This is a genomic window from uncultured Roseobacter sp., assembly GCF_947492555.1.
Taxonomy (GTDB): Bacteria; Pseudomonadota; Alphaproteobacteria; order Rhodobacterales; family Rhodobacteraceae; genus Roseobacter.
In genome coordinates this window covers 69,075-90,817 of the sequence record NZ_CANLNE010000005.1, presented here as the reverse complement: position 1 = coordinate 90,817, position 21,743 = coordinate 69,075, and the positions used below count along the sequence as shown (strand labels likewise).

The following is a 21,743-nucleotide window of genomic DNA, read 5'->3' as shown; positions in this document are numbered from 1 at the left end:
CGTAGTGCCATGACGGGCCCGCTGGCAAGCTTGCAGGTCATCGAATTCTCAGGGCTTGGTCCTGCGCCTCTGGCAGGCCAGTTGCTGGCCGACCTCGGTGCGGATGTCATCACGATTGACCGGAAAGCCGCCCAAGCAGATCCCACCGATATCAACCGCCGGGGCAAACGCAGTGTGGCGCTGAACCTCAAGTCCAAGGACGGCCTGGCGGTTGCCAAGGCCCTTCTGAGCCGGGCGGATGTCCTGATCGAAGGATTTCGGCCCGGCGTGATGGAACGGCTTGGTCTTGGGCCCGCAGACTGTCCAGAGAGGCTCATCTATGGACGTATGACGGGCTGGGGACAAACCGGACCATGGGCGGAAACCGCCGGGCACGATATCAACTATCTCGCGATGACGGGTGCGCTGCATGCCATTGGTCCTGCGGATCACCCGCCGGTGCCGCCGCTCAATCTGGTGGCGGATTTCGGCGGCGGCACGATGTTCCTGCTTATAGGCATTCTGTCCGCCGTTTTCGAGCGTGGCGTGTCCGGTAAAGGGCAGGTTGTCGACGCCGCCATGGTCGATGGCGTGCCTGCAATGATGGGATTGTTGCATGGGATGCTGGCGCGGGGCACATGGCAACAAGAACGAGGGGTGAACTGGCTGGATGGCGCGGCACCATTCTATCGGTGCTATGTTTGTGCTGATGGTAAATACATCTCAGTTGGCGCGCTGGAGCCGCAGTTCTTTGCCGAACTCGTGGCCAAGGCAGGGCTGCCCATTCCGGAAGGGATTGCGCAGAACGATACGGCGCATTGGCCCGCGCAAAGCGCCACCTTTGCCGACGTTTTCAGACGCAAGTCGCGCGATGAATGGATGGCACTCCTTGAGGGCAGCGATGCTTGCGCCGCACCGGTTCTGGATTTCTCCGAGGCAGCATCACATCCCCAAAACACCGCGCGGGACGTATTTTATCAGGAAGACGGCGTCACACAGGCCAGTCCCGCCCCTCGTTTCAGCAGAACACAGGCCATCAGACCAACAAGCCCGCGTGCCGTGGGTGGTGACACCGATGAAATACTTGACGCCCTCGGGTACGACGCAAAAGCACGCGCCCGGATGCGGGAAGAGGGCGTGCTGACATGACCGTCGTGATTGCCGGAGCGGGCATTGCCGGCCTCACCCTGGGACTGACGCTGCACCAGATCGGCGTGCCCTTTCGGATTTACGAGGCCGTGCGGCGCCTCAAACCTATGGGTGTCGGGATCAACCTGCAGCCCAATGCGGTGCGGGAACTGATCGATCTGGGGTTGGAAGATGATCTCGCGCAGATTGGTGTCGCCACGCAAAACCTCGGGTTTTACAGCAAAACCGGTCGCGAGATCTGGACCGAGCCAAGGGGCACCGCCGCCGGGTACCATTGGCCGCAGTTCTCGGTGCACCGGGGTCACCTGCAGATGCTCCTTTATGACACGCTTGTCGCGCGCGCAGGGGCGGATTGTGTTGTGACCGGTCACCGCGCTACTGGCTTTTCGGCAGCGCGGCTGCACATGGAAACGACTGACGGGCCACTTGACGTAGAAGCCTCGCCGATCATCGCCGCAGACGGCATTCACTCCGCAATCCGGCACCAGATGTACGCAGACGAAGGCCCTCCGATCTGGGGCGGGGCGATACTCTGGCGTGGCACGACGCAAGCAGCTCCCTTTCTGGGCGGTGCCGATATGATCTTGGCGGGCCATGACAGCCAGCGCTTCGTCGCTTACCCGATCACGCCGCCAGACCCCGGTACCGGTCAGGCAACGATCAACTGGATTGCAGAGCTGCGAACTGACCCGGCGCAGGGTTGGCGCAAGGAAGACTGGAACCGGCAGGCTGATCTCGCCGATTTTCTGCCGGCTTTCGAAGGGTGGCGTTTTGATTGGCTTGATGTGCCCGCTCTCATCAGAGGGGCCGAAGCGGTGTATGAATACCCTATGGTGGACCGTGACCCGGTCGAGAATTGGACAACGGGGCCGGTCACCCTGATGGGTGACGCCGCGCATCCGACCTATCCTGTCGGCTCCAACGGCGCGAGCCAGGCGATCATCGACGCCCGCACCTTGGGGGCCTGTTTCAAGGACCATGGCACAACTGAAAACGCGCTCCTTGCCTATGAGGCTGCGATACGCCCCCGCACCACAGGTGTCACATTGGCCAATCGGGGCACTGGGCCGGACGCCATCCTGCAGCTGGTAGAGGACCGGTGCGGCGGAGAGTTTGACGATATCGAAACAGTGGTCCCGCGCGCCGAGCTTGCTGCACATTCTGCCAAATACAAATCGCTGGCCGGGTTTGATGTGGCCGCATTGAATGCGCAACCGCCGCTGATCGGTCCGGTCTGATCCTGCTGGTCGCCTAGTCGTACCACTCCGGCGCCTTTTTCAAGCCAGGCCATTGCACTGGGCAGTGGCCAAAGATCACCATTGCCTCGGTCTCTTCGGCAATCCGCATCAGCCGCGCCCCACTTTCTATGGCACGCTCCGCGTCCCAGGCGCCTTCAAAACCCTCGTCGATTTCTGCCGGGCGGCTGATGGCGTCAGACATCAGCAGAACTGGCCCGGTCCTTGGTAACTCAACCAGAAAAGCCAGTTGCCCGGGCGTGTGGCCGGGCACCAGATAGGCGTGAAACCGCGGCCCGATTTCCGTATCACCGCTCAATTCGATGTAGTCCCGCTCTGGCCACTCCATCGCGTGCTTGCCGGACCAGTAGAGCGGGCGGGGCAGCGCCCGTTCCGCTGCGGCGATGACAAGAGGCACCCCCGGAAAACCGTGCAGAAAACCGATGTGATCAATATGCGTATGGCTCTGGACCATCAGCGTGATGTCGGCGGGATCAATGCCCGTTAACGCCACTTGTTCAGGCGCAAGATTGTCAGACGTGATCGACAGAACGCGGCCAAAACCGGTCAGATCATCCTCGATGCTCGCGGTCTCGGCATCATCTGCATATTTCGCCGGAAAACCGGTGTCGATCAGCACAGTCTCATCCGCATCCGTCTGAATGAGATACCCGCAAATCCCGATGATGCGTCCATTGGCGTGCACTTGAAACAGACCGTAGTCCAATATCGCCATGCGCAGTGGTCGGCCTTTCAGAAGACCGTGAATAGGTTTTCGCGCGGATGGGTCACCGCAATCCATTGACTGCCACAAAACGTGCAAGATCGAGGATGATCTGTCCCCGTGCGGCGGCAATGGCCTGGGGACCGCCCGCCGGATCAAAGGCGACCGCCAGATCGAACACTCCGGACCGTTCGCGCCTGCCGTCAGTGACCGCGACGAAGTATTGGCCGGTTGCCACAAACTGCCCCGCATCATTGGCAACAAGGCTTTCAAAGCGCAGTTCCAGCCGCGCATCCGGAAAACTCTCGAATGGCCAGGGTGCCGAGGCCACGCGCGCGCCGCTCAGACGCGCAAGGTGCCGGGCAAGTTCGAGGGCCACGGCTCGCTCCGGCGTATCTGCCCAGAGAACAGCTCCGTCGCTCGTCACCCGTCCATCCAGACCCTGCAGCGAAATCTCATCCGAGGCGGCATATGCAGGCAATGAGATCTCGCGGATTTCCACCGCGCGGAACGCAATGCGTTGACGATCCGCCGCCTCGGGGCTTGGAACGATGTATCTGTCGGGGGCAGCCCCGCAGGCCGCAAGGACGCCAAGGACACAAAGGGCCCAAATTGGTCGTTTCATCTTCATGTTCATCGTCCCCTGATCAATGCGCTGGGATTGCGCTCCAGCAGCCGTGCAAGCGAGGTGAGCGCATCGGCAGCCTGAGAGATATCGCGCAGCGCGGCCTGTGCATCACGGCTGATGACATCGCCTTTGTTGTATCCTTCGATGGTGCGACTGGCCTGATCAAAGACTTCCGTGATCCGTTCAACAAGCGCGGGCAAGTCCCTGCTCGACAAGGCAACCGCATCCGCGGCCTCGCGGGCAGACGACAGGGTGGCATTCACATTGCGCACGGCCCCACCTTCGCGCAATTCGGCCAGCGTTGCATTGAGTTCGTCCAGCGCCGCGCCGAGCGACGCCGGCAAATCCTGCGCGGCGGATGTACTGAGGATAGCATCCGCAGAACCAAGAAGTTCGGTCAGCTGTTCAGTCAGTTCCTCCAGCGGCATTGCTTCCGCTTTCGCCGCCACGCTGCTCAGATTGTCGATCAATTCCGGCACGCCCGCGACGGAGGCATTGACCGATCCCGCCGCTTCAGTCGCGGCGTCAATGGCCGCCACGACGCGCTCCACAGCCTGACCTTCTTCGATCTGGGCAAGGATCGCCTCAATTCTGCTCAGGGCTGCATTGAGCGTCACTGGGATGTTCTGCACATCTTCCGAGGCGACAATCCCGCGCATGTCCCCCAGCAGCGCGCGCACCTCCTGCGGCGTTTCGCGCAGGGCCTCACTGGACACAAACGCCTCGGCACTTTGCATGAACCCGATCGCGCTGTTCAGCAGCTCTTCGATCGGCAGGCTGTTGATACGTGTGAACACGCCCTCAACCGTGGCCGTAGCATCGGATATTTCGCTGTCCGTCGACGGCAGCGTGGCGATTTCGTCAGGCGACACGATGATCGCGGCGGGCTCGGGCTCTTCCACCTCGACCAGTTCCACCTTGAGGCCGCCGGTGAGCAGGCTGCCCGTGGCAAGACGGGCCCGCAGACCTTCACCTACACGGGTACTTAGAAAATCAAGAGCACGCTCCGGGTTGATCTCTCCCTGTAGCCCCAACCGTGCCGGCTGTATACCGATCACCACATCCAGACGCACCCGGTTGTCCCCGAAGGCATCCGCATCCACGATGCCTGACAGGCTTTCAACAGAACCGATACGCAGACCGCTCCACTCCACCGGCGCACCGATGGCCAGACCGGAGATATTCTCGTCAAAGATGACCCGCAGTTCGAGCAGTTCGGTCTCGGAGGCATTGAACACGCTGTTGCGCGCACTGATCTGATCCGGGTAGACCTCGAACACGGTGCCATCCGAGACACGCCCGCCGCCCGAGACAAATGTATCGAAGGTTAGTCCGCCACCGACCAGTGACGCAATGGAGGAGAAGTCCACCTCCGCCCCGGCCGGTCCCAGCGAGACGCTGAACCCGGAGGTGTCCCAAAACCGCGTGGCGCGGGTGATCAATCGACCGTGTGGTTCATAAATGATAGCCTCGGCAATGGCGAAACTACCCTCCCGGGAAATCCGCGCCGGGCCAACGCGACCGACTTCGATACCCCGAAAAAGGATGGGCGCATTGTCGGTCAGCGATCCGCCAGGTGTGGTGCGCAGGGCAAGCTGCAACCCATCCTTGCCGGGTTGAAAGAGCGGCGCGGTTTCAAGACCCTTGAACTGGGTCCGTGTCGGGCCCACTTCGCTATCCCACGATCCTTCGATGAAAATGCCGCTCAAGACCGTGTCGAGACCTGAGACGCCCTGCACCGACAGCTCGGGCCGGACAACCCAGAAGGACGCGCCGGCATCAACAAACTCTGCGATTTCCTTTTCGAGCCGGATTTGGGCGATCACTCCGTCCAGACCTTCGGCAAAGCTCATGGTTTCCACAACGCCGACCGTCACGTCGCGAAACCTCAATTCCGTCTGACCGGAAGCGATACCTGCTCCATTCTCGAACTGCACAGCAATCAAAGGTCCCCGGTCATTGTAGGACTGCCAGGCAACGGCCAAGGCGATGACCAGGGCGATCAGCGGAATGACCCAGACGATGGAAGCGCGGCCCAGAAAACTCTCGCGTGCGGGATCAATCGGCACGGGGGCAGGTGCATCATTCATTCTTGTTTTTGTCCTTTGCCCTGCTGCTGCGCATCCCAGATCATGCGGCTGTCAAACGCCTGTGCCGAGAGCATAGTGAAAATGACAGAGAGCGCAAAAAAAAGGCTGGCGAGACCGGGATTGATGGCGACCAGAACCTTGAGTTGCACCAGGGACGACAGGATCGCAACGACAAAGATATCAATCATCGACCACCGCCCAATGTACTCGACCACTTCGTAGAGCAGCTGGCGCTGGTTTTGCGAAACGGTCGAGGGCCGCGTGACGGAAATTGCGAGGAAAGCAATCGCCATGAACTTGGCCAGCGGGATGACCACGCTGGCAATCAGAATGATCGCGGCGACGCCGATGCTGCCGTGGTGCATCAATTCGATGGCACCCCCGACGATGGTGTCCTCCTGCACGTAAAACAGCGTGCGGGTACGCAGCATCGGGTATATGTTGGCGGGGATGTAGCACATGAACCCGATAATCCACAGCGCCCAGACCCGTTGCAGACTTTTCAAATCGCGCTGCACCAGTTTGTGCCCGCACCGCGCACAGGTCTGCACGCCCTGCGGCCAGACCTGAAGACATCGGGTACAGGCGACGACCCCCAGATCGCGGGCGCTTATGACTTCGCGGGTTTGCTCAGCGCGTTCCATACCGACCACCTGCACAAGAAATTATCCTGAACCACCACAAGCACGACCAGAATGGCGAACATCCAGAAAGCCGGTCCAAAGCTTACATCGGCCAGATCGCTGACCTTGACCAGAGCCACCGCACAGCCGATGGCAAAAATTTCCGCCATGGACCAGGGTCGCAGCGCCTCGGCGAGGCGGAAAGCCTGTGCCGCCTGTGGGGCAGGGGGCCGGTCCATGACAATCGGCACCAGCACGTAGAGAGACAGCAGCACACGTGCCAAGGGCACGAAGATAATCAACGCAGCCGTTGCTAATGACAGCACAACAAGCGGACCATCGCTGAAGGCAAGCGCTGCATCAAGGATCGACACCGAATTATGCGCGCCCGCGACGGCAATCGACAGGAACGGAAAGATCGCAGCCGCCGTGATCAGGATCACAATCGCCACGGAGAGCGCGATGATCTGCAGGCCTGCCTTGCGGCGGGGCATGATCAGAACGGTATGGCACCGGTGGCACACGGCCCGCTCGCCATGACCTGGACGGGCAAGCGTGTAGGCTGCGTCGCAATGCGGGCAGACAATCAAATCATTCCGGGGAATCGGCGCGGCAGGGGCGGTCATGACCTGAATTTACACGCTTTTTCAAACAATGACATATGGCGCAAATACGCCCTGCCAGCTGTGGTGTCACCCCGACCATGGCCCATGCTGATCCGTGCTGCCGTCATCCAGCCGCGCAAAGCCGTGCAGACCAAAGAAATCGCGCTGGCCCTGGATCATGTTCGCCGTTCCGCGCGCGGTGCGCATCGCGTCAAAATAGGCCAGACCTGATCCAAGCGCGGGGGCCGCGATGCCGTGCAGGGCGGCCTGGGCCACGACCTGACGCAGCGCATCATGGGTTTGCGTCAGCTGATCCGCGAAATAGGGCGCAAACATCAGGTTTTGAGAGGGATTATCCGTCAGCGCGTCCGCCATATCGTTCAGCATGTCCGACCGGATGATACATCCTTCACGCCAAACGCGAGCGATGTCGGGCAGGGGCAGCTTCCAGCCGAAGGCCTCTGACGCGGCGGAGATCATGGTAAAGCCTTGGGCGTAACAAAGGATTTTGCCGCAGATCAGCGCCTGTTCCAGCGCGTCCTCACTGACCGTTCCTTCGGCCATTGCCTTGGGGGCCGTGCCGAAAAGCGCCTCGCCGGATGCGCGCATGTCCCGCCGTGAGGACAGGTTGCGGGCAACCACGGCAGCCTCGATTGCAGGGATTGGGGCGGCAAGATGCTGCGCCTCGATCACGGTCCAGCGCCCGGTGCCTTTCTGGCCTGCTGCATCCACGATCACGTCCAGAAGCGGACCACCTGTAGCCGAATCCATTGTGCCCGCCACCTTGCCGGAAATCTCCACCAGATAGGACCGGAGGGGGCCGTCGTTCCAGCGATCAAAGACCTTGCCAACAGCAGGCGCATCATAGCCCATGCCATCGCGCAGCACGCCGTAGGTTTCGGCAATCATCTGCATATCGGCATATTCGATGCCATTGTGCACAGCCTTAACAAAGTGGCCGGCGCCTTCCTCACCCATCCAGGTGGCACAGGGCGTGCCCTCGTATTTGGCGCTGATGGCCTCCAGAATATGGGCCACACGGTCCCAGTCCTCGCGCTTGCCGCCGCCCATGATCGAGGGGCCATGGCGCGCGCCTTCCTCGCCGCCGGACACACCAACGCCGAGGAACGGCCCGAAGGCATTCCGCATCCGTCGGTTGGTATCGTGGAAATTCGCATTCCCCGCGTCGATGATCAGGTCATCTGCGTCCAGCAAGGGGCGCAGCCCCGCGATCTGCGCGTCCACAATCTCGCCCGCAGGCACCATCAGGATGATCGCGCGCGGCGTCGCCAGGGCGGCAACGAAGTCTTCCAGTGTTTCGGTGGGTGTGATCCGGGGGGCAAGTTCCCCCGCCTCTGCATGGAAATCCTGCGTGACTTGTGACGTACGGTTCCAGACCGCGATGTCAAAACCCTTCTCGGCGATGTTCAGCGCCAGCGCCGATCCCATCGTCCCAAGGCCAATCAGGCCGATCTCACTGCTCATGGAAACTGTACTCCGGCACGGTTCAAGGTGACACGATAGACGCTTGTCGTCGCGGTGATGTAAAGCTGATGTTTCGCCCGACCGCCAAAGCAGATGTTAGACACCAGTTCTGGCACGAAGATCTTGCCGAGAAGCCGACCGTCCGGCGCGATGCAATGCACCCCATCAGCAGCCGAGGACCACAGGTTGCCATCCGTATCGACGCGAATGCCGTCAGCGGCACCCGGATCAATCGTGTGGAAATGCCGCCCGTTTGCGACCCCGTCATCACTCACATCGTAAACCCGAATGTGCTGTGCATCATCCAAGAACATCCGGCCGGTGTCGGCCACATACAAAAGCGCTTCGTCAGGCGAGAAGGCTAGCCCGTTGGGGCAATTCATATCCTCCACCACGACATCCAGCGCACCGGTGTCAGGATCGGCCCGATAGACGACGCAGGGATTTTCCTGTTCACTGGCGAACCCTTCGTAATTCGTCATGATCCCGTAATGCGGATCGCTGAACCAAATTGAGCCGTCTGATTTTACAATCACATCGTTCGGGGAATTCAAAGGCTTGCCGTTGTAGCTGTCGGCGATCACGGTGATACGCCCATCCAGTTCGGTCCGGGTGACGCGGCGCATGCCGTGTTCACAGGAAATCAGCCGCCCTTGTTTATCACGCGTATGACCATTGGCGTAATGCGACGGCGCGCGGTAGGTTGTGATCCCCCCTTCAGGCGTCCAGCGCAGGATGCGATTGTTGGGAATATCGGAGAAGAGCAGGCAGCCCGCGTCCCCAAACCAGACCGGCCCTTCGACCCAGTCAAACCCTGTTGCCAGTTGTTTTACCGGCGCGTTGCCCAAAACGTATTGCCGAAAGGCCGGGTCGTGCACTTCAAAGAATGACACTGTTACTTGCTCCCCAAGTTGTCCTGTTGACGGTCTCACCTGCGCGTTTGCATGATCTGATGATCTAGGCAAAGGCGATCTGCGCTTTCATGGCCTGCGTACGGTCGCTGGCCAGCTCAAAGGCTTTGACGGCATCCGTCAACTCAAGCGTCTGTGTGATCAGCGGTTTCACATTGATCAAGCCCTTGCGCATCAGTTCCACACCAGTGAAAAACTCTTCGTGGAACCGGAACGAACCGCACAGGCGCAGTTCTTTTGCGGTGATGGCCTGCACCGGCAAGGTCATGTCCCCGCCCAAACCAAGCTGCACGATCACGCCACGCGGGCGCATCGCGGCGATACCGCCGATCAGGGCAGGGGCCGCGCCCGTGCATTCGAAAAGCACGTCGAAGGTGCCCTTGTCCGCCTCGTATGACTTCAATGCGTCAGGTTCCTTTTGCGCGTTGATGACCCGGTCCGCCCCGTTCTCCGCCGCCATTTTCAGGGTGAAATCGGTGAGATCCGTTGCAACGATCTCCGCCGCACCGGCACGCCGCGCAGCGAGAATGCACAACAGCCCGATTGGCCCGCATCCCGTCACCAACACCCGTTTGCCCAACAGTTCGCCCGCCTGCCGCGCCCCGTGCAGACACACCGCCAGCGGCTCGGCCATCGCGGCTTCCCCGGCCGTCAATCCATCGGCCGGCGCGCACTGCCGCTGATTGGCGACGAGGATCTGACGGAACGCGCCCTGAATATGAGGGAACGGCATGGCGGACCCATAGAAGCGCATGTTCAGACAGTGGTTGTGCGTGCCTTCCTGACAATACTTACAAGAGCCGCAGGGCCGGGAGGGGGAGACCGCCACAAGCTGACCAACACGCAACCCTGTCACATCCGCCCCCAAGGCAGTGATATGGCCGGAAACCTCGTGACCCAGGATCATCGGCTCCTTGATGCGAACCGTGCCGAACCCGCCATGCTGGTAGTAATGCAGGTCAGATCCGCAAATCCCGCCCGCCGCAATGGCGATCTGAACCTCACCGGGTCCGGGCGTTTCGTCAGGTCCGTCTTCGATCCGCAGATCGCGCGGGGCGTGAATAACCAGAGATTTCATCTTTCCCTCTCCACAATAGTACCTCGCACTTCGCAGCCTAGCTTGACTTCGTGCGTTACCGGTAACATAAACAGCTTTGAAATTGACGTCGAGCATAAAGAGAGACCCCATGAGCGTGAACCTTTTTGACCTGAGCGGGCGTCGTGCCCTGATTACGGGCTCTTCGCAGGGTATCGGTTTTGCTCTTGCAAAAGGCCTGCAGGCTGCCGGAGCTGACATCGTCCTCAACGGGCGTGATGTCATCAAGCTCGATGCCGCCGCTGCCGAGTTGGGTGGATCTGTCAGCACCTTGCCCTTTGACGCGACCGATCATGACGCCGTGCGCATCGCCGTGGACGGGTTCGAGGCGGATAGGGGTGCCATCGACATTCTGGTGAACAACGCCGGAATGCAGCACCGCACGCCGCTGGAGGACTTCCCTGCAGATGCCTTCGAACGGCTGATGCAGACCAATATCGCCAGCGTCTTCCACGTCGGCCAGGCCTGTGCTCGCCACATGATCGACCGCGGGCGCGGCAAGATCATCAATATCGCCTCGGTACAAACGGCCCTCGCACGGCCCGGCATTGCGCCTTACACGATGACCAAAGGTGCGGTTGCCAATCTTACCAAGGGCATGGCCACGGATTGGGCGAAATACGGGCTGCAGTGCAACGGTCTGGCACCGGGCTACTTTGACACACCACTCAACGCAGCGCTGGTAGCCGATCCCGAGTTCTCCGCCTGGCTTGAAAAACGAACCCCGGCAGGACGCTGGGGCAAAGTGGAAGAACTTGTGGGCACCTGCATTTTTCTGGCTTCGGATGCATCTTCTTTTGTGAACGGGACCACTGTTTTTATCGACGGCGGGATCACCGCATCTCTTTGAAGCTTAACTTTCAATGAGTATAAATTCTACATAATTCATATTATGAGTAACGTATGACAGGGAAGTTAGGCGCCGTTTGCAAGCGCAACTTCTCCAGAAAGTGCTATTGGTTTTTTGCGTACAGCCCAAAGACCATTCCGGGCATGTAACAACGTCAAGCGCCGCAGTTCTCCAGGAATGCTCTCGAGAACCCCTGTCAGGCCGCCGCCTCAAAAATCCGTTCCTGCGCCTCGTTAAAGTAAAACGCGTCGTCCGCTGCAAACTCCAGTCTGACGACATCGCCCACTTCTGTCGGGTCCTGCCCGAAGAGCCGGACGGTGACCGTTTCGCCCTGATCAGTATTCACCAATAGATTAGTATCGCCACCCAGGCGCTCCACATGAGTAACCCTGCCAGAGATCCGCCCCGATTGCGCAAGACGAAGATGCTCCGGCCGGATGCCGATGGTCTGCCCGTCAGGCACGCCCGGAACGGAGCGTTCAAGAAAATTCATCGACGGTGACCCAAGGAAACTGGCGACAAACCGATTTGCGGGATTGTTGTATAGCTCCATCGGGGTGCCCACCTGCTCGACGCGCCCGTCCCGCAGCACCACGATCCTGTCGGCAAGCGTCATTGCCTCGATCTGATCATGGGTCACGTAGATCATGGAGGCCGACAACGTGCGGTGCAGCTCCGCAATCTCGACGCGGGTGTTCATCCGCAGCGCGGCGTCCAGATTGGACAACGGTTCATCGAACAGGAACAGTTTCGGATCGCGCACGATCGAGCGACCGATGGCCACCCTCTGGCGCTGCCCGCCGCTGAGCTCCGCAGGTCTGCGTGTGGCGTATTCTTCGAGGTCCAGCATCTTGCTGGCTTTGGACACTCGCTCTTCCACCACCGCCCTGGGTTGGCCTTCCTGCTTGAGACCCAGCCCCATGTTGTCCTTGACCGTCAGATGCGGATAGAGCGCGTAGGATTGAAAGACCATTGCGATGCCGCGCTTGGCGGGAGGCACGGTATTCACGACATCATCGCCGATGGTGACCGTGCCAGAGGACGCATCCTCCAGTCCTGCGATCACGCGCAGCAGGGTGGATTTGCCACATCCGGACGGGCCGACAAAGACGACAAATTCACCCTCCTCGACGGTCAGGTTGATGTCTTTCAACACATGCACCGAGCCAAAGAACTTGTTCACGTTTTCCAGTTTCAAGGCTGTCATGTGCTGTCTCCGAGATAGATGGGTTTGCCGGTTCGGATGCTTTCATCCGCAGCCAGGCAAATGCGGAGCGATTGCACCGCGTCATTCATATGGCGTGTCAGGTCAATGTCGTTTCGGATCGCATTCACGATCCACGCCTGTTCAGCGTCACACAGGGCCTGATGGCCGGGTTCGTCGGGCAGATCGATCAGGGTGTCTCCCGCCGGGCGGTGCACCAGCAGTCCTCCCACCTTGGTGTGCCCGTCAATGTCATCCGACGCCCCCTTGTTGCCGTCAGTGATGGAAATCGCACCGTTCGGGCTGACCACGTCTTTCACAAAAAACGCGGTTTCCGACATCATCGGTCCCCACCCCGCCTCGTACCATCCCACGGAGCCGTCATCGAAGACGACCTGAAGCTGCCCGTAGTTGTACATATCTGGTGCGATTTCATCGCTCAGCCGCAGGCCGATACCCTGCACCCGCACCGGACGCGCATCGGTGATCTGGCACATCACATCAACGTAATGCACGCCACAATCCACCAGCGGCGACGTCGTTTCCATCAGCGCCTTGTGGGTGTCCCAGGTCGGCCCGTCCGATTGCTGGTTTAGGTTCAGCCGGAACACATACGGCCCACCAAGACCGCGCGCTTCCGCGATCAGGCGCACCCAGCTGGGATGGTGCCGCAGGATGTAGCCGACACCCAGCTTGCGGTTCAGCCGATGCGCGGTGTCCACCACGCGCTGCGCCTCCTCGGCGGTCATTGCCAGCGGCTTTTCCACGAAGACATGCGCCCCGGCTTCCATTGCCCGGATGGCATAATCCGCGTGTGTGTCCGTGTAGGTCGCAATAACGACAAGATCGGGTTGGGTGTCGGTCAGTGCTTTGCCGAAATCCGAATAGATCGGATAGGCTTGCAACGCATCCGGCAAACTGACGTCAGATCGGTTCACGAGGCCGACAATCTCCGTCCCCGCCAGACCATCATGCGCCAACGCGTGGCTGCGGCCCATATTGCCCAATCCTGCGATGAGAACCTTCATTTGACCGCCCCCGATGTGATGCCCCGGATGAGCTGGCGCGAGAAGATCACGTAGAGCACCATCACCGGCAGGATCGCCATCGACAGCGCCGACAATACCGCGTTCCAGTCCGTCACGAATTGCCCGATAAAGACTTGGCTGCCGAGCGTCAGGGTCTTCACCTCTTCTGCCGGGGCGAGGATCAGCGGGAACCACAGGTCATTCCAGATCGGAATCATGTTGAACACCGCCACGGTTGCCATGGCGGGGCGGACCAGCGGCAAGACTAGGCGGAAGAAGATTTTATATTCCGACAACCCATCGATCCGACCTGCGTTCTTGAGATCGTCCGAGACCCCTTTCATGAACTCGCTGAGAATGAAGACCGCAAGCGGCAGGCCTTGCGCCGTGTAGACAAGGATCAGCGCCACAAGAGTGTTCACCAGCCCGGTCGATACCATCATTTCCAGGATGGCCACGGTCCCGATCCGGATGGGGATCATGATCCCCAGCGCCAGATAGAGGCCCATCAGCGTGTTGCCCTTGAACCGGTATTCCGCCAGCGCAAAGGCCGCCATGGCCCCGAAAAGCAGGATGAGCGTCAGAGAGACCACCGTGACAATCATGGAATTCTGGAAGTAGAGAAAGAAATCCCCCTGCTTGAACACGGTCTGATAGCCGATGAGCGAAAACGTCTCCTCAGTCGGCAGGCCCAACGGGTCCCGAAAAATCGCGCGGCGTGTCTTGAAGCTGTTGATCAGGATCACGAAAACCGGGAACAGCGCGATGATCGTGTAGGTGATCAGAACGGCATGGGCCGCTATGGCGGTGCCGGGGATGCGTCGGATCTGGGTCATCGTCTCACCCCTAGAACTGGTAGTTGCGCAGGCGGCGCTGGATGCCGAAGAGGTAGATGCAGACGCCAATCAGAATGATCCCGAACATGGCCGACGCGATGGCGGACCCCATGTGCGGATCGCCCAGCTGCAACTGAAACCCAAAGAAGGTGCGGTACATGAAGGTGCCCAGAATATCCGTGCTGAAATCCGGCCCGGCGAGCGCGCCCTGCGCGGCATAGATCAGGTCAAAGGCGTTGAAATTCGCCACGAAGGTCAGCACTGAAATGATACCAATGGAGGGTAGAATGAGCGGCAGTTTGATCTTCCAGAACGCCGCCATGCCGGTAATCCCGTCACACTCCCCCGCCTCAAGGATTTCATCCGGGATAGACAGAAGCGCGGCATAGATCAGCATCATCGGGATGCCCACGTACTGCCAGACGGACACCAGGCTCAGCGTTGTCAGCGCGTATTCCTCCTTGCCCAGCCAGGGCTGGTAAAGGAACTTCAGCCCAATCGCATCCAGCATGCCGGGTGCAATGCCCCAGATCGGTGAAAGGATCAGTTTCCAGGCAAAGCCGACGATGACAAAGGACAGGATGGTCGGGATAAAGATCGCAGAACGGTAGAACGCGGAAAACCTAAGCCGGGGTGACGACAGGATCGCGGCCAGCGCAATGCCGATCGGGTTTTGCACCAGCATGTGGATGAGAAAGAACCATCCGTTATTGGCCAGCGCGTTCCAGAATTGGTCAGACCAGATCGCATCCCCAAAGAGGGTGCGAAAGTTCTGCAGCCCGACCCAGATGCGCTCCTGATCGATCTCGGAATAGAGCGACAACCGCAGGGTGTTGAAGAGCGGATAGATCATCACCGCCGTATAGACCAGCACGGCGGGCGCCAGGAAAACGGCGATATGCCATCTGGTTTTTTGCTTTGAAGGCGCAGCCATGGGCCGTCTCCTGGGCGATGTGGGGAGAATACTATAGGTCTCCGGGCGCACGCATGTCGCCCGGAGTTTCTTGGCAGAGCGCGTTACTGCTGCGGCGCGTACCAGCTGGCCAGCCCGTCCTGCAGACGTTTGCCGGCGTCCTCAGGGCTTTCATCCCCCTTGATCACCGCAACGGAGGCATTCCAGGTTTCGTTCTCAAGGTTCGGCGTGCCGCGCGACAGGATCTGATAGGTCGAGCGGATCGAGCTTTCACATGTGTCACGCCAGGAAATAAACTCCTGTGCCAGCGGGTCCTCAAGCTCCACGGCAGCGTTCGACAGCGGGAAGAAGCCCGGTAGCGCATTGGCGAAGATGGTAGAGAACTCCGACGAGGCAACCCAGTTGAGGAAGGTTTTTGCCGCCTCGGAGCTGTCCGTCGCCGCGTTCATGCCGATGCCGATATCCGTGTGATCGGAGATGTAGCAGGTATCGCCCGCACTCTGGACGGGCGGGTTGAAGGCACCCATCTCGAAATCCGCCTGGGCGTTGAAGCCGGAGATTTCCCAGCTGCCCGCCGGATAGATCGCCGCGCGCCCCAGCGTAAAGATGTTCTGGCTGTCGGGGTAGGTCTGCGCCTCATAGCCGTCACCCATATAGTCGCCCCACTTTGCCAGTTGGCGATAGGGCGCGACCCAGCCTTCATCTGTCAGCTTCTGGTTCCCGGCGATCAGGGCATTCCGCCCCTCTTCGCCCTTCCAGTAGTTCGGACCGATGTTGTTGTACCCCATGGTCGCCGCTTCCCATTGGTCATTCGTGCCCATGGCCATCGGGATGTAGTTGCCGTCCTGCTTGAATGCCTCAAGGACCGCAAAGAATTCCTCTTCGGTCTGCGGCACCGCGACGCCAACCTCTTCAAAGGCGTCCTTATTGTAGATGAAACCGTGGATCACCGAGGCCATCGGCACACAATAGGTGGCGCCGCCATCATCCGTGGACCAACCCGATTTCGCCACGTCGGAAAAATTCGACATGCCCTCCATGCCGCTCAGATCGGCCAGATGACCGGCCTCATAGAGCGCCAATGAGGCATCGAAAGGACGGCAGGTGATGATGTCACCGGCAGAGCCCGCGTCCAGCTTGGAGTTGAGCACGGCATTATATTCGGCGGGAGCAGAGGGCGTGAATTTCACCTTGATGTCCGGGTGCTCGGCCTCGAAGGCCGGAATGATCTTGTCTTGCCAGATCGCCAGATCATCATTGCGCCAGCTTTCGATGGTCAGCTCCGCCTGTTGTGCGGTGGCCGCGGTGGCACCCAGCAGCGTGGTTGCCAGCAGAACGCCCTTTAATGTATTGGTTTTCATTGGTTTCTCCCTTGGATTAAAATCATGTGTTGGGTTTTGTTCTTGGCGCGATATCACGTAGACAAGCGCGCAGGTGTCCCCGGTTCTGGGTCAACAGGGCCTTCGCCTCGCTCAAACCTGCCCCGGCAGCGACAAGAGTCGCAAGTTTCGCGTTATATCCCGTCATTCTCAGGGCCTCATCCGCATCATCGGCGGCAACACACGCAATGCGTGACACGATATCGGACGCCCGCTGCCGCAGCTTGATGTTGTCGGGGTTCAGGTTGATCATCAGGCCGTCATGCACATGTCCGAGCAGCACGCCGACCTGCGTAGAAATCATATTCAGGACAGCCTTCTGCGCGGTGCCTGCCGCGAGCCGCGTTGAACCCTCGACCACCTCTGGTGCAGTGTTGAGCGAAATGGCAACGTCTGACGCCGCCAGCAGCGCGGAATTGGCGGTATTTGCGATCCCGATGACAGACACGCCGCGTGTGCAAGCGGCCTCAGCAAAAGCGAGCGCATAGGGCGTGGTGCCACTCGCACTCACGACGATTGCTACATCATTTTGATCGACGGCACTTGCGGCGCGCGCTGCGTCCTCGCGGTCGTCCTCTGTGCTACCGGACATCACGCCCTCCGCGGGCACCCCTCCAGCCATGTGGATACGTATTTGACCGGGCGATATCTGGAACGTGCCGGGCAGCTCGCAAGCGTCTGCCAGCGCCATCAGCCCGGAGCTTCCAGCGGCGGCGTAGTGCACTGTCCCTCCGGCCGCAACGGTGCGCGCGACCAGAGCACTGGCGGCAGAGATATCGGCAATCGCTGACCGCGCCGCCTCCAAAGCGGCAATATGCGAGGTAAGCATTGCAGACATCGCATCACGTTCAGACAACTGATCTATTGCTGCGCCGCGATTGCCTTGAGACGTATGAGTTTGCACGTTCGACTCCCCAGATTTCCGGATATAATACCTAAGTAATACCTTTTGTCTACCAATTTATTTAGCTATTAAGATATGATTAAAAAATCATCTGATAAACCCTATTTTGGTTTCTAATTGGATGTTGTATCTGCCAAAAGGTATGATATAGGTATTCTATGCGTATGAACTCGGCATATTTCCTGGTGGGCGTTGATGGTGGCGGAACCGGCTGTCGGGTCGCTGTTGCCGCTCCAGACGGCGCGCGGATAAGCGAGGTGCCCGGTGGCCCCGCGAACTTTGCAACCAACCCGGACGCAACACTGAGAAACATCTTGTCTGCCCTGCAGGCCGTCGCATCAACCGCAGGGCTCGCGGAGGGGTGGCAAAAGAACTGCATCGCACATTTGGGCCTGGCGGGCGTGATGGACGCCTCGGATGCTGCATCGGTCGCTGCTGCGATGCCTTTCAGAGATACCGCCGTGACGGATGACCGGATCACGTCCCTCACAGGTGCCCTGAAGGATGAAGACGGGATGTTGGCCGCGATCGGCACCGGAACAATCGTCGCGTCGCGATCCCGCGATGCAGTGCGATATTTTGGAGGCTGGGGTCACGATCTGGCCGACCAGGCATCCGGTGGGTGGCTGGGCCACAACGCCTTGCGCCGCACGATGCTTGCACAGGACGGGCTTGTGGAGCATTCAGGCCTCACCGCCGCCCTTCTGGCGCATTTCAACGACGCACCGAACGAGATTGTACAATTCACTAAAAATGCCGCGCCGGGCGATTATGCCAGTTTTGCGCCCATGGTGGTCGAGGCCGCCCGGCAGGATGATCCAAACGCGCTGACCCTGATGAAATGGGGCGCAGAGTACCTGAACACCTGTATTGGGGCGGTGGGCCTGAAGGATGGCGACAAACTCTGTCTCGCGGGAGGCGTCGGCCCACACTACGAACCGTATATCGACGCAGGGTTCAGAAAACACATTCATCCACCCGCCGGTTCTGCGCTGGATGGTGCGCTGCACCTGGCGCAGCAGCATCTGCAAAGCATGGGGGAAGCGTCATGAGCGTTGCCGATTTCCTCGAGCCCACGGATTGGTTTCGCCATGACGGCGGGCCAAGGTACGTTCAGCTGCGTCAGCGTTTGAGCGAGGGCGTGTCCAAGGGCATTCTGCCGCCGGGCAGCCCCCTGCCCCCCGAGCGCGAAATAGCCTCCATCACGGATTTCTCGCGCGTGACCGTGCGCAAGGCGATCCAATCCTTGGCAGAAGACGGCACCATTGTTCAGAGACAGGGCTCCGGCTCTTTCATCTCCTCCAAGCCTGAACGGATCGAACAGAAACTGTCCCGGCTGACGTCTTTCTCGGAAGACATGGAACGGCGGGGGAAGGCTTCGACCTCCCGCTGGCTGGAGCGCGGTCTCTTCATGCCGTCACCGGATGAAATGACCTCTCTGGCCCTGTCTTCGGAGGAGTCCGTGGCGCGTATCACGCGATTGCGCATGGCGGATGGCGAGCCCATCGCCATTGAGCGGGCCTCCCTGCCCACGGATATCCTGCCCAACCCGCTGGCGGTCGAGACCTCGCTTTATGAAACGCTGGAGCTGGACGGGCATCGGCCTGTTCGGGCGCTCCAGAAAATTTCTGCGATCAATCTTGCTTCGGCGGATGCTGAACTGCTCGCCGTTTCACCGGGGGACGCGGGCCTGCGGATTGAACGTACCTCCTACCTTGCCTCCGGGCGCGTCGCGGAATTCACGCAATCGATCTATCGCGGCGACTCCTACAATTTTGTTGCCGAACTCAGGCTATCCAAGGAATAACCATGTCTGCCCAAACACATATGCGACGGGAGATTCTTGAAATCCCCGCTGCGGTTGATGCACTCCTGACAAAAGGGGCGTCCTCCATAGAGGCTGCGGCAAACGCGCTGCGCGCGGCTGATCCTCTCTTCATGATTTCGGTTGCACGAGGATCTTCCGATCACGCAGCGACCTATTTCAAATATGCCTGCGAGCTCGTAGCCGGTATTCCGGTTGCGTCCGTTGGTCCGTCGGTATCCTCAATTTACGACCGTGAGCTTTCGCTGTCACGGTGTGCATGCCTTGCAGTGTCACAATCGGGTAAAAGTCCCGATATCGTTCGATTGGCCATGATGGCGACCAGTCAGAGTGCGCTGAGTATTGCCCTCACCAATCACACGGACAGCGACCTTGCCAGGGTAAGTACTCACACTATCGATCTACACGCCGGCGCTGAACTGAGCGTGGCGGCGACAAAAACCTTTGTAACCTCTGCTGTCTCCGCGATATGGCTGTTGGCTGAATGGCAGAAAGACACGATACTGTTGCAAGCCCTTCACGCCCTGCCAGAGATGCTGGAACATGCAACCCAGATGGACTGGGGCGCATTGGGTGCAGAGATTACATCACGACAATCGCTTTTCTGTCTCGGGCGCGGACCAGTGCTGGCCATCTCGAACGAAGCGGCCCTCAAGTTCAAAGAAACGTGCCAGTTGCATGCAGAATCCTACTCATCAGCAGAAGTGTTGCACGGCCCGGTCTCCATCGTTGACCAAGAATTTCCCGTCCTCGCTCTGACTGCGGCTGATCAGGCCGAAACCTCCCTTGTGGAAGTGGCCGACCAAATTGCGGGCAAGGGCGCGTCGGTTTTCGTGACATCCGACCAAGCCACTCATGCTGCCAGCTTACCCTGCGTACGCACTGCGCATCCTTTGCTTGATCCCATCTCTCTCATCGTTTCATTCTACGCGATGGTCGAACAGGTGGCCCTCTCCCGCGGGATGAATCCAGATGAGCCACGGCATCTCAAGAAAGTAACGGAAACAATTTGATGAACCGGGCGCTGACAGGGGCGGATGTTTTTGACGGAAAGCAGCTTCATGAAGGAAAAGCTTTCCTGTTGGAAGGTGACGTTTTTTGCGGAATTGTCCCCGCCGAAAGCGTTCCCGCCGCGTTCGAGATAGAGGAGTTGTCCGGCGGAACAATCCTGCCAGGGTTTGTGGATTTACAGGCAAACGGCGGCGGCGGGGTGATGTTCAACGATGAAACCTCAGCCGACGGCCTGAGAGCAATTGCAGAGGCGCATGCAACCACGGGGACGCGCGCGCTCCTGCCGACCCTGATTACAGATACGCCGTCGCGTACACGTGCCGCGGTGGAGGCCGTCGAGGCCGCCATTGAGCATAAAATGCCCGGGATCATCGGTATCCACCTGGAAGGTCCACATTTATCCGTGGCTCGGAAAGGCGCGCATGATCCGGAATTGATACGTCCGATGACCGATAGCGACGAAGCCTTTCTTGTGGAAACAGCAAAGCGCCTGGCGAATGTTATGCTGACCGTTGCCCCTGAAAACGTGACTTGCAACCAGATCGCACGGCTCTCCGAAGCCGGGGTCATCGTCTCTTTGGGCCACACGGATTGTACCATGGCGGACGCGGAGGCCGCTTTTGAGGCGGGCGCATGCTGCGTCACGCATCTCTTTAACGCCATGAGCCAGATGGGCAACCGGGAGCCGGGACTGGTTGGAGCCACACTGCACACCTCGACCATTTCGGCCGGAATGATCGCAGACGACATTCATGTCCATCAGGCCAGCATGCGTGTCGCTCTTTCGTCAAAGCAGGGACCCGGAAACATCTTTCTTGTTACCGATGCGATGTCCACGGTCGGTTCCGACATCACTGAACTCAAACTGAACGGACGCCGCATTCTGCGGCAGAACGGCCAATTGACGCTGGAAGACGGCACCCTTGCCGGCGCTGATCTGGAGCTTTCTCACGCCCTTTCCATACTTGTCGAAAACCTGGGGATACCGAAAGAAAGGGCCTTTGCCATGGCGACGTTGTTTCCTGCGCAAGTCTTGCCTCAACCCGGTACAGCAGGCCGATTTGTCGTAGGCAGTGCGGCCAATGCAATTCTGCTGGACGACAACTTAGGATACATTCGCGGTTTATGACGTGCTGCGCCAGCCACAGGAACCATCATCGCGCGCTCAATATCGAGCATTCATCCTTCACGAAATGTGCGCAGTATTTGCCAGCGGGATCGGCCCTGACTGATCCTGACGACATAGAGAGTTTGGCATCCAACCTGCT

The 21,743-nt window shown here is 59.6% G+C and carries 21 protein-coding genes; 7 read left to right on the top strand and 14 right to left on the bottom strand.

The genetic code is table 11. The annotated features are described in order from the left end of the window. The first annotated feature begins 9 nt into the window (after window positions 1-9). Both Q1A07_RS20275 and Q1A07_RS20270 read left to right on the top strand, forming a co-directional pair. Window positions 10-1,128 (top strand): CaiB/BaiF CoA-transferase family protein, encoded by a 1,119-nt coding sequence (locus Q1A07_RS20275; protein WP_299784021.1) that lies wholly within the window; start codon window positions 10-12, stop codon window positions 1,126-1,128. Further along, window positions 1,125-2,366, top strand: a complete 1,242-nt coding sequence (locus Q1A07_RS20270; protein WP_299784019.1) for a flavin-dependent oxidoreductase — start codon at window positions 1,125-1,127, stop codon at window positions 2,364-2,366. Before Q1A07_RS20275 ends, Q1A07_RS20270 begins: the two co-directional genes overlap by 4 nt. 13 nt (window positions 2,367-2,379) lie before the next feature. Here Q1A07_RS20270 and Q1A07_RS20265 read toward each other — a convergent pair whose 3' ends face one another. The 8 genes from Q1A07_RS20265 to Q1A07_RS20230 all read right to left on the bottom strand — a co-directional run bounded on the left by Q1A07_RS20265 (window position 2,380) and on the right by Q1A07_RS20230 (window position 10,507). Further along, the gene (locus Q1A07_RS20265) at window positions 2,380-3,099 is read right to left on the bottom strand and encodes an MBL fold metallo-hydrolase (RefSeq protein ID WP_299784017.1); all 720 of its coding nucleotides are present in this window, start codon (window positions 3,097-3,099) and stop codon (window positions 2,380-2,382) included. A gap of 52 nt (window positions 3,100-3,151) precedes the next feature. After that, complete coding sequence (locus tag Q1A07_RS20260) at window positions 3,152-3,712, bottom strand: ABC-type transport auxiliary lipoprotein family protein (protein WP_299784015.1); 561 nt, start codon at window positions 3,710-3,712, stop codon at window positions 3,152-3,154. Between the two features lie 8 nt (window positions 3,713-3,720). After that, complete coding sequence (locus tag Q1A07_RS20255; protein ID WP_299784013.1) at window positions 3,721-5,805, bottom strand: MlaD family protein; 2,085 nt, start codon at window positions 5,803-5,805, stop codon at window positions 3,721-3,723. Beyond that, window positions 5,802-6,449 (bottom strand): paraquat-inducible protein A, encoded by a 648-nt coding sequence (locus tag Q1A07_RS20250; RefSeq protein WP_299784012.1) that lies wholly within the window; start codon window positions 6,447-6,449, stop codon window positions 5,802-5,804. Before Q1A07_RS20250 ends, Q1A07_RS20255 begins: the two co-directional genes overlap by 4 nt. Beyond that, window positions 6,416-7,054 (bottom strand): paraquat-inducible protein A, encoded by a 639-nt coding sequence (locus tag Q1A07_RS20245; RefSeq protein WP_299784010.1) that lies wholly within the window; start codon window positions 7,052-7,054, stop codon window positions 6,416-6,418. Before Q1A07_RS20245 ends, Q1A07_RS20250 begins: the two co-directional genes overlap by 34 nt. 66 nt (window positions 7,055-7,120) lie before the next feature. Continuing rightward, window positions 7,121-8,518, bottom strand: a complete 1,398-nt coding sequence (gndA, locus tag Q1A07_RS20240; RefSeq protein ID WP_299784008.1) for an NADP-dependent phosphogluconate dehydrogenase — start codon at window positions 8,516-8,518, stop codon at window positions 7,121-7,123. Continuing rightward, complete coding sequence (locus Q1A07_RS20235) at window positions 8,515-9,411, bottom strand: SMP-30/gluconolactonase/LRE family protein (protein ID WP_299784006.1); 897 nt, start codon at window positions 9,409-9,411, stop codon at window positions 8,515-8,517. The genes gndA and Q1A07_RS20235 overlap by 4 nt, the downstream gene beginning before the upstream one ends. Before the next feature lie 64 nt (window positions 9,412-9,475). After that, on the bottom strand, window positions 9,476-10,507 hold the full coding sequence (locus Q1A07_RS20230) for an L-idonate 5-dehydrogenase (RefSeq protein WP_299784004.1): 1,032 nt from the start codon (window positions 10,505-10,507) through the stop codon (window positions 9,476-9,478). A 109-nt stretch (window positions 10,508-10,616) separates the two neighbouring features. On the opposite strand from Q1A07_RS20230, the gene Q1A07_RS20225 reads away from it, so the two are divergent. After that, a complete protein-coding gene (locus Q1A07_RS20225) occupies window positions 10,617-11,375 on the top strand; it encodes an SDR family oxidoreductase (protein ID WP_299784002.1) in 759 nt (252 codons plus the stop codon). 196 nt (window positions 11,376-11,571) lie between these two features. Here the strand turns inward: Q1A07_RS20225 and Q1A07_RS20220 are convergent, their stop codons facing one another. The 6 genes from Q1A07_RS20220 to Q1A07_RS20195 all read right to left on the bottom strand — a co-directional run bounded on the left by Q1A07_RS20220 (window position 11,572) and on the right by Q1A07_RS20195 (window position 17,639). Beyond that, window positions 11,572-12,582 (bottom strand): ABC transporter ATP-binding protein, encoded by a 1,011-nt coding sequence (locus Q1A07_RS20220; protein ID WP_299784000.1) that lies wholly within the window; start codon window positions 12,580-12,582, stop codon window positions 11,572-11,574. Further along, entirely contained in the window at window positions 12,579-13,607 is a 1,029-nt protein-coding gene (locus Q1A07_RS20215) for a Gfo/Idh/MocA family oxidoreductase (protein ID WP_299783998.1), read from the bottom strand. The genes Q1A07_RS20220 and Q1A07_RS20215 overlap by 4 nt, the downstream gene beginning before the upstream one ends. Then, entirely contained in the window at window positions 13,604-14,443 is an 840-nt protein-coding gene (locus tag Q1A07_RS20210; protein ID WP_299783996.1) for a carbohydrate ABC transporter permease, read from the bottom strand. Before Q1A07_RS20210 ends, Q1A07_RS20215 begins: the two co-directional genes overlap by 4 nt. Window positions 14,444-14,453: 10 nt before the next feature. Further along, window positions 14,454-15,377 (bottom strand): carbohydrate ABC transporter permease, encoded by a 924-nt coding sequence (locus Q1A07_RS20205; protein ID WP_299783994.1) that lies wholly within the window; start codon window positions 15,375-15,377, stop codon window positions 14,454-14,456. A gap of 83 nt (window positions 15,378-15,460) precedes the next feature. After that, entirely contained in the window at window positions 15,461-16,717 is a 1,257-nt protein-coding gene (locus tag Q1A07_RS20200; RefSeq protein WP_299783992.1) for an ABC transporter substrate-binding protein, read from the bottom strand. Between the two features lie 22 nt (window positions 16,718-16,739). After that, a complete protein-coding gene (locus tag Q1A07_RS20195; protein ID WP_299783990.1) occupies window positions 16,740-17,639 on the bottom strand; it encodes an N-acetylmuramic acid 6-phosphate etherase in 900 nt (299 codons plus the stop codon). A gap of 164 nt (window positions 17,640-17,803) precedes the next feature. On the opposite strand from Q1A07_RS20195, the gene Q1A07_RS20190 reads away from it, so the two are divergent. Genes Q1A07_RS20190 through nagA form a run of 4 tightly spaced genes read left to right on the top strand, consistent with a single transcriptional unit; the run spans window position 17,804 to window position 21,604 of the window. Next, window positions 17,804-18,691: a BadF/BadG/BcrA/BcrD ATPase family protein gene (locus Q1A07_RS20190; RefSeq protein WP_299783987.1), complete on the top strand. Its 888-nt coding sequence runs from the start codon at window positions 17,804-17,806 to the stop codon at window positions 18,689-18,691. After that, on the top strand, window positions 18,688-19,446 hold the full coding sequence (locus Q1A07_RS20185; protein ID WP_299783985.1) for a GntR family transcriptional regulator: 759 nt from the start codon (window positions 18,688-18,690) through the stop codon (window positions 19,444-19,446). The genes Q1A07_RS20190 and Q1A07_RS20185 overlap by 4 nt, the downstream gene beginning before the upstream one ends. A 2-nt stretch (window positions 19,447-19,448) precedes the next feature. Beyond that, window positions 19,449-20,477 carry an SIS domain-containing protein gene (locus Q1A07_RS20180; RefSeq protein ID WP_299783983.1) on the top strand — a complete coding sequence of 343 codons (1,029 nt, stop codon included), beginning with the start codon at window positions 19,449-19,451 and terminating at the stop codon, window positions 20,475-20,477. After that, the gene (gene nagA, locus Q1A07_RS20175; RefSeq protein WP_299783981.1) at window positions 20,477-21,604 is read left to right on the top strand and encodes an N-acetylglucosamine-6-phosphate deacetylase; all 1,128 of its coding nucleotides are present in this window, start codon (window positions 20,477-20,479) and stop codon (window positions 21,602-21,604) included. The genes Q1A07_RS20180 and nagA overlap by 1 nt, the downstream gene beginning before the upstream one ends. The last annotated feature ends 139 nt before the right edge of the window (window positions 21,605-21,743 follow it).

Excerpts from the sequence above, each read along its gene's own strand:
- Q1A07_RS20215 (WP_299783998.1), bottom strand. The coding sequence starts at position 13,607 with ATGAAGGTTCTCATCGCAGGATTGGGCAATATGGGCCGCAGCCACGCG.
- Q1A07_RS20185 (WP_299783985.1), top strand. The coding sequence starts at position 18,688 with ATGAGCGTTGCCGATTTCCTCGAGCCCACGGATTGGTTTCGCCATGAC.
- Q1A07_RS20275 (WP_299784021.1), top strand. The coding sequence starts at position 10 with ATGACGGGCCCGCTGGCAAGCTTGCAGGTCATCGAATTCTCAGGGCTT.
- Q1A07_RS20210 (WP_299783996.1), bottom strand. The coding sequence starts at position 14,443 with ATGACCCAGATCCGACGCATCCCCGGCACCGCCATAGCGGCCCATGCC.
- Q1A07_RS20255 (WP_299784013.1), bottom strand. The coding sequence starts at position 5,805 with ATGAATGATGCACCTGCCCCCGTGCCGATTGATCCCGCACGCGAGAGT.
- Q1A07_RS20245 (WP_299784010.1), bottom strand. The coding sequence starts at position 7,054 with ATGACCGCCCCTGCCGCGCCGATTCCCCGGAATGATTTGATTGTCTGC.
- Q1A07_RS20250 (WP_299784012.1), bottom strand. The coding sequence starts at position 6,449 with ATGGAACGCGCTGAGCAAACCCGCGAAGTCATAAGCGCCCGCGATCTG.
- Q1A07_RS20200 (WP_299783992.1), bottom strand. The coding sequence starts at position 16,717 with ATGAAAACCAATACATTAAAGGGCGTTCTGCTGGCAACCACGCTGCTG.
- Q1A07_RS20190 (WP_299783987.1), top strand. The coding sequence starts at position 17,804 with ATGAACTCGGCATATTTCCTGGTGGGCGTTGATGGTGGCGGAACCGGC.
- Q1A07_RS20265 (WP_299784017.1), bottom strand. The coding sequence starts at position 3,099 with ATGGCGATATTGGACTACGGTCTGTTTCAAGTGCACGCCAATGGACGC.
- nagA (WP_299783981.1), top strand. The coding sequence starts at position 20,477 with ATGAACCGGGCGCTGACAGGGGCGGATGTTTTTGACGGAAAGCAGCTT.
- Q1A07_RS20220 (WP_299784000.1), bottom strand. The coding sequence starts at position 12,582 with ATGACAGCCTTGAAACTGGAAAACGTGAACAAGTTCTTTGGCTCGGTG.
- Q1A07_RS20230 (WP_299784004.1), bottom strand. The coding sequence starts at position 10,507 with ATGAAATCTCTGGTTATTCACGCCCCGCGCGATCTGCGGATCGAAGAC.
- Q1A07_RS20270 (WP_299784019.1), top strand. The coding sequence starts at position 1,125 with ATGACCGTCGTGATTGCCGGAGCGGGCATTGCCGGCCTCACCCTGGGA.
- Q1A07_RS20180 (WP_299783983.1), top strand. The coding sequence starts at position 19,449 with ATGTCTGCCCAAACACATATGCGACGGGAGATTCTTGAAATCCCCGCT.
- Q1A07_RS20225 (WP_299784002.1), top strand. The coding sequence starts at position 10,617 with ATGAGCGTGAACCTTTTTGACCTGAGCGGGCGTCGTGCCCTGATTACG.
- Q1A07_RS20205 (WP_299783994.1), bottom strand. The coding sequence starts at position 15,377 with ATGGCTGCGCCTTCAAAGCAAAAAACCAGATGGCATATCGCCGTTTTC.
- Q1A07_RS20260 (WP_299784015.1), bottom strand. The coding sequence starts at position 3,712 with ATGAAACGACCAATTTGGGCCCTTTGTGTCCTTGGCGTCCTTGCGGCC.
- gndA (WP_299784008.1), bottom strand. The coding sequence starts at position 8,518 with ATGAGCAGTGAGATCGGCCTGATTGGCCTTGGGACGATGGGATCGGCG.